This window comes from Hyella patelloides LEGE 07179 (assembly GCF_900659865.1).
Taxonomy (GTDB): Bacteria; Cyanobacteriota; Cyanobacteriia; order Cyanobacteriales; family Xenococcaceae; genus Hyella; species Hyella patelloides.
In genome coordinates this window covers 1-5,867 of the sequence record NZ_LR214120.1, presented here as the reverse complement: position 1 = coordinate 5,867, position 5,867 = coordinate 1, and the positions used below count along the sequence as shown (strand labels likewise).

The 5,867-nt window shown below is 35.2% G+C and carries 4 protein-coding genes and 1 pseudogene; all 5 read right to left on the bottom strand.

The annotated features are described in order from the left end of the window. Nucleotides 1–517 precede the first annotated feature (517 nt). Nucleotides 518–1,129 (bottom strand): dTMP kinase, encoded by a 612-nt coding sequence (gene tmk / locus H1P_RS30260; protein ID WP_144874742.1) that lies wholly within the window; start codon nt 1,127–1,129, stop codon nt 518–520. Between the two features lie 34 nt (nt 1,130–1,163). Beyond that, entirely contained in the window at nt 1,164–2,615 is a 1,452-nt protein-coding gene (locus tag H1P_RS30255) for an FAD-dependent oxidoreductase (RefSeq protein WP_144874740.1), read from the bottom strand. 34 nt (nt 2,616–2,649) lie between these two features. Further along, nucleotides 2,650–3,714: a threonine-phosphate decarboxylase CobD gene (gene cobD, locus H1P_RS30250; protein ID WP_144874738.1), complete on the bottom strand. Its 1,065-nt coding sequence runs from the start codon at nt 3,712–3,714 to the stop codon at nt 2,650–2,652. A gap of 23 nt (nt 3,715–3,737) precedes the next feature. Then, nucleotides 3,738–4,016 carry an HU family DNA-binding protein gene (locus tag H1P_RS30245; RefSeq protein ID WP_144874736.1) on the bottom strand — a complete coding sequence of 93 codons (279 nt, stop codon included), beginning with the start codon at nt 4,014–4,016 and terminating at the stop codon, nt 3,738–3,740. Between the two features lie 540 nt (nt 4,017–4,556). Further along, nucleotides 4,557–5,867: pseudogene (locus H1P_RS30240) on the bottom strand (hypothetical protein); the annotation flags it as partial.

Sequence of the window (5,867 nt, the reverse complement as noted above, 5' to 3'; positions counted from 1 at the left end):
GCATATTCTGACTCAAAATCTGACCAAGGAATTAACTCTGCCATAATTACCCATCGGTTTTCTGATGACAACTTACTTTCAAAGGGTAATTCAAAATTTTCTGGGGTAAGCTCCGACTGGCTAGTTTTACGGTACATTTGTTCTTGCTGAGATAAGTGCAAGGGTCTTTTACCAATTTTAGGGGTTTTTCGCCATTTTTACTTAACTTTTTGCTGCGCCCAAAATCCTTGTAACCTTTATTTGCTCAAGGTTGTCAAGTTATTCAGCAAACCCTAATTAAAATCGCGTAGCGATTAGCGCACTTGCTATAGGCTATTAGATATTAGCAAGACTTGACTTGTATAGTGAGGGCAATTTCACCCACCACGCGCGCCTTATTCCACTATGCACGAAGTGGAGAAATTAAACAAAGCTTACAGCAAGCGAAGCTCCAAGCTTATAGCTGGTTAAACCATTCTCAAAATAGCAATAGGGTGGATAATGTTCACCCTAATTTATCTTTTGTCTTCAAAAAAAACTATAAAAAATCAATGATTTCTTGATGAATAATATCTCGATTTTTTGCGCCGTCAATTATTAAGAGTTTACTAGTATATTTATTAAAAATTTGTTGATAATTGGTGCGAACTTGAGTCAGTTTATCTTTAGTTTCATAAATTTCTTTTAAAGAGCGATTTTTAGTTCTTTCCAAAGAAACTTCGACGGGAATATCTAGGTAAATTGTAATATCAGGAGGAGGAAATTTATGGTTTAGTTTGCTGATAAAGTCAAATTGTTCTTCTGTTTGAGAGTTATAAGCTAAAGATGAAAAATAGTAGCGGGTACTAATAACATTAAAGCCATCTTGAATTAGTTTATAAACTCCATCAATATCGTTATATAAATGATCGTGACGATCGCTAGCAAACAAATATGCCATTTGTTCATCAAAAAGATTTTTATCTGCGGTAAAAAAGATTCTGTTTTTTAAAGCTTGTCTAATTAGATTACCAATAATTCCACTAGAAGGTTCGGGACTAATTACGGCTTTTTCTGCTTGATTGCTAAAATGATTTTTTAATAATTCTGCTTGGGTCGATTTTCCAGAGCCATCAATACCTTCGATAACGATAAACTGTTTTTTACTCATTATTTATGATGAATAAATAGACTAAATTAATTATTTACTTACGCCAATCAAACCAGGTTGCTAATCTATTTTTTAACTTACGATCGCGTTGTATTTTTTGCTGATGAAAAGCGATCGCAACTTGATTAAAAATTTCACTATAACTAGGAGTAACATAAGGAATATCTTGTCTTAATAAACCTTGGATTGGGTTACGAGTTAGTTTTATTTTATGACGTATCATTAAAGTAACTATATTAATAATTTCTGTACTGCGATCGCCGACAATAGTACAGCCTAATATTTCTCCATTAGCTTTAATGATAAATTGACACCATCCCGTAGTTACTCCTGTAATTTGTGCTTGGGTGATACTTTTAAAGTGTTGTTTGACAAGATAAATAGCTGGTTTTTTTTGCTGAGATGAAAGATTGGTTAAACCAATTCTAGCGATATTAGGCTGAGTTAAAATTATTGTGGGTAAATAACGATAGTCTGTTTTAAACCAAGGAAAAGATAACATATTTTTTAGTGCAATATCTACTTGATACTGTGCGATGTGGGGTAAAAAATCTCCTCCTAAAAGATCGCCACAAGCGTAAATACTTTTATTTCTAGTTTGCAGTTTTTCGTTAACAGAAATATGGTTGAAAAAAGCTGTAACACCAACTCCTTCGAGATTTAAACCCGTAATATTAAGATGTGTTTTATGTGTAAAAACAACTACTTCGGTTTCTAAAGCCAGATCGCCTATTTGTAGCCAAATTTTATTTTCAATTGCTTGAATTTGTTCTATGGAAGAATTTAAAAGAACTGTAATGCCATCTGCTGCGAACTGTGCCTGTAATAACTGGCTAGCAGCTACAGCTTCTCCTGGTAAAAGAATTTTATTAGATGTGGTTAAAGTAACTTGTTTGCCCAGTCTAGCTAATCCTTGGGCTAATTCTAAGCTACGATGAGAATCCCCAACTATCACTAAACTTTTGGGAAAATTATTTAGATCTTTTTGCCATAAATCATCGGGAGTTAGACAATTTAATTGTGCTGCTTGATATTTATTTTCAATTTGATATTTAGTACCTGTAGCCAACAAGTAATTACGCGATCGCAATTGACGATTACCAACTAAAAAAGCTTGCTTTGGTAAACGACAAAATTCCCCCTTACCATAAATAACATCTACTCCTAAAGCTGCTAAATTACCTAAAGAATGTTCTGCTGTAATATTTTCTGTAACCAAATCACCATAGCTTTTAATATCTTGTAGAGAAACTTTGGGTGTTGTTATAGCCTCTTGCCAGATTCCCCAAGGATTATACTCAAACTTAGAGACAGAATTAGTTATTTCACTTAAACAACGATTATAAATAAAGGAATTATAGTCAGTATATTCTTTTTCTGTTTGAGTTACTAAAGCGGTTCTAGCTTGTAACAACACAGCTTTTTGGGCTGCATAAATCCCCTCTGGAGTGCTACCTATTACTACTACATCGTAGTCAAATAACATTTTTTTTAGTGATTAGTGGTTAGTGGCTTACTTGCTACTTATTAATAACTGATTCAATAGCTTTAAGTAACAATTGATTCTCCTGGGGAGTACGCACTGCAATGCGAAAATAGCGATCTCCCAATTCGGGAAAACTCAGACAATCACGAATTAAAATTTGATATTGCTGGAGTAGTTTTTCTTGCAATAAAGTGACTGAGATTTCACTTCTGACCAACAAAAAATTTACTGCGCCAGGTAAAGGTTGTAAACCAGAAATAGCCTTTAAGCCTTGGAATAAAGATTCTCTAGCGGTAGCTAACCAATTCCAAGTATCTTGCTGAAAATCCCGATCTTTAATCGCGGTAATCGCTGCGGTGGCTGCTAAACTATTTACCGACCAAGGATCGCGATATTGTTGCCATTGTTGGATTCTGTGGGGGTAAGTCACAGCATAACCAATACGTAACCCTGGAATACTATAAAACTTAGTTAAAGAACGTAAAATTACCAAATTAGGAAAATCAGGAACTAAATCGATTAAACTCTGCTGTTGCGATGGACGGAGAAAATCCATAAAAGCTTCATCGATTATGACCAAAGCAAACTTACTTAGATAAGGAATAATTTCTGCTTTCTGCCACAACTTTCCTGTGGGGTTATGGGGATTATTTAGTAGTAAACCTGAATTACAAGGCAATCGATCGGGGATTAAGGTATCTAAATCTCCGAAAGGTAATTTACTTGTTAAAACGTTAATTTTTGCCCCAAAAGCTCTTAAAGCTCGATAATAATCGCCAAAAGCAGGGGCAATCAGATAAGTCTCTTCTTGTTGTAATAAATCTTTAGCTGCCCAGGTTAATAGTTCTGCTGAACCATTCCCAGGCAAAACATAATCTGCGCCAACATTACAATCCTTAGCCAGACAATTCCGCAATCGAGGATATTCGGGGTTGGGATACGCTGTAAGGCGAGGAATATCTTCTTCGATAGCTGTAACAACAGTTTGCGGAATTCCCCAGGGATTGATACTAGCGGAAAAATCTATAATAGAAGAAGTTGGACAGCCAGCTATATTAGCTGCCCAGGTTAAATTTCCACCGTGGTTTGGTCTAGTCACAACTCAGCCAGGTTAGCTGCAAATTACTTATTGGCAACTCTATCTTTAAATAGTTTGCCTGCGGAAAATGCAGGTACTTCTGTTTCTGGAATTAACATTTTGTCTCCAGTTTTAGGATTACGACCTTCTCTTTCTTTACGATGACGACGCTCAAAAGAACCAAATCCTACTAAAGTAACTTTATCTCCTTCGGATACAGCTTCCATAATAGTTTCAATTGCAGCACTGAGAACGGCATCTGCTTGTTTTTTAGTGACAGTAGCTTTTTGAGCAATACGATCGACTAATTCACCTTTGTTCATTTAATAAATCTCCTGTGTGTATAAAGTCTGTTTAGTTTTGAATTTTGCATCTGTACCGAAACTTCGGCATTTTATACCCATAGCTTTTTTAAAGTCAAGACTCACTTATAAAAACAAAACCTCAAATATTTATCAACTCCAATTGAGAGTCAATCAAAAGAGGTTCAGATCTCGCAAGACATTCATCGTCAACACTGCCCTAAAAAACAATGCGATCGACGACTGCCTTATTCTAAGCTTAACTAGACCAATATTGATCGCTAGAAGCTGTATTTTATATAGATTTCAACAATTTTTTCGATTTGATTAACAAAAGTAGGCAAAACTGTAAGTATTTATACGTAAAACCTCTCAGAAAAGCGATCGCTTTTCTGAGAATCGTTAAGTTTTACAACCGACTGAGATTGCAAGCTCTTACTATGTAATATTTTCGACTTTATCTAATTACTAGCTTTTAAAGCGCATCCATATAGAAGAACGGTCGTTTTGCCTGAAACCATAATTGTCATTTCTCAGTCCCCAGTCTCTTACTAATTTGTACTATAGAAAACTACGTCTTATAAAATCTTTTTCACTTCCAGCGTATTTTTGCATTATTTCTTCTTTGGTTAAAGGTTTACGTTTAGAAGCGTGTTTTTTAATTGTTTCTTCTCTGCTTATAGTTTGACGCTTAGACTCAGAATCAACCTTTCCCCAACCTAAGTTAACTTGTTTCAATTCTAAACCTTGATTAAATATCTCATCAATGGGTAACATTCGACCGTCTGCTGTCATCATTTTATGCTCTTTAGTAGCGCGAATAATTTTCCCATTATCTAAAGTATATTCAAAGATTTCTTGAGTTCCGCGATGATGATATTGAGCAATTAATTGAGTATAAATGAAACCATTTTTATCAACACTATAAACATTACAAGAAATCTGCTGTTCTACAATTTTTCCAATAGGAATTGCGCCATATTCTACCGTTAAAACTTCAGTATCGTAGCTGAGGCAATATTCCGCAAATAAAACCATTTTATCGAATAGTTCATTAGCTATTGCTTGTCTGACACCTCTTTTTGCAGCACCATCTATAAATTTTTCCCGATGCTTTTCCATCTCAGCAATCTTTTTTTTACCCATGCATCTTCTGAGTAAATCTGCTTCTCCTAGAGAGTAACCAGCCATGTCTTGAGCAATTTTCATGATTTGCTCTTGGTAGACGATTACGCCGTAGGTTTCTTTGAGGATTGGCTCTAAGATTGGATGTTCGTATCTAACTTCTTCTCGACCATGTTTGCGGTTAATAAATTTGGGAATTAGATCCGCATCTAAAGGTCCTGGACGGTAGAGAGCTAGAATAGAAGAAATATCTTCAATACCCGATGGTCTGAGGTCTTTTACTATTTGACGCATCCCATCAGATTCTAACTGAAATACTCCTTCTAAATCTCCTTTACTTAATAATCCTTGAGCTTTATTAACATCAGGAGGTAACTTTTTACTCGTACCGCGATCTAGGATATCGAAAGCACGAATTGAGTCTAAAGGTAGCCGATCTAAATCTAAAGTTACTTTGTCAGGATGATATTTTCTAATCAAATTAGCAGCATTTTGAATAGTTGTCAGATTTTTTAAACCTAAAAAGTCCATTTTTAATAGACCTAAAGATTCTAAATCTTCCATAAAGTATTGGGTAATTACTGCACCTTCATTATTCTTTTGTAGGGGAACGACTTCATCTAATGGTTGGGAAGAAATAACTACTCCTGCTGCATGAACACCAAAGGTTTTATTAGTTCCTTCAATGCGAATTGCCATATCGATCCAATGCTTAACACTTATTGTGCCGACTTCTTCTTTTTTGTC

Bases quoted from the DNA above. Each gene is read 5' to 3' on its own strand.
- tmk (WP_144874742.1), bottom strand. From the start codon at position 1,129: ATGAGTAAAAAACAGTTTATCGTTATCGAAGGTATTGATGGCTCTGGA.
- H1P_RS30245 (WP_144874736.1), bottom strand. From the start codon at position 4,016: ATGAACAAAGGTGAATTAGTCGATCGTATTGCTCAAAAAGCTACTGTC.
- H1P_RS30255 (WP_144874740.1), bottom strand. From the start codon at position 2,615: ATGTTATTTGACTACGATGTAGTAGTAATAGGTAGCACTCCAGAGGGG.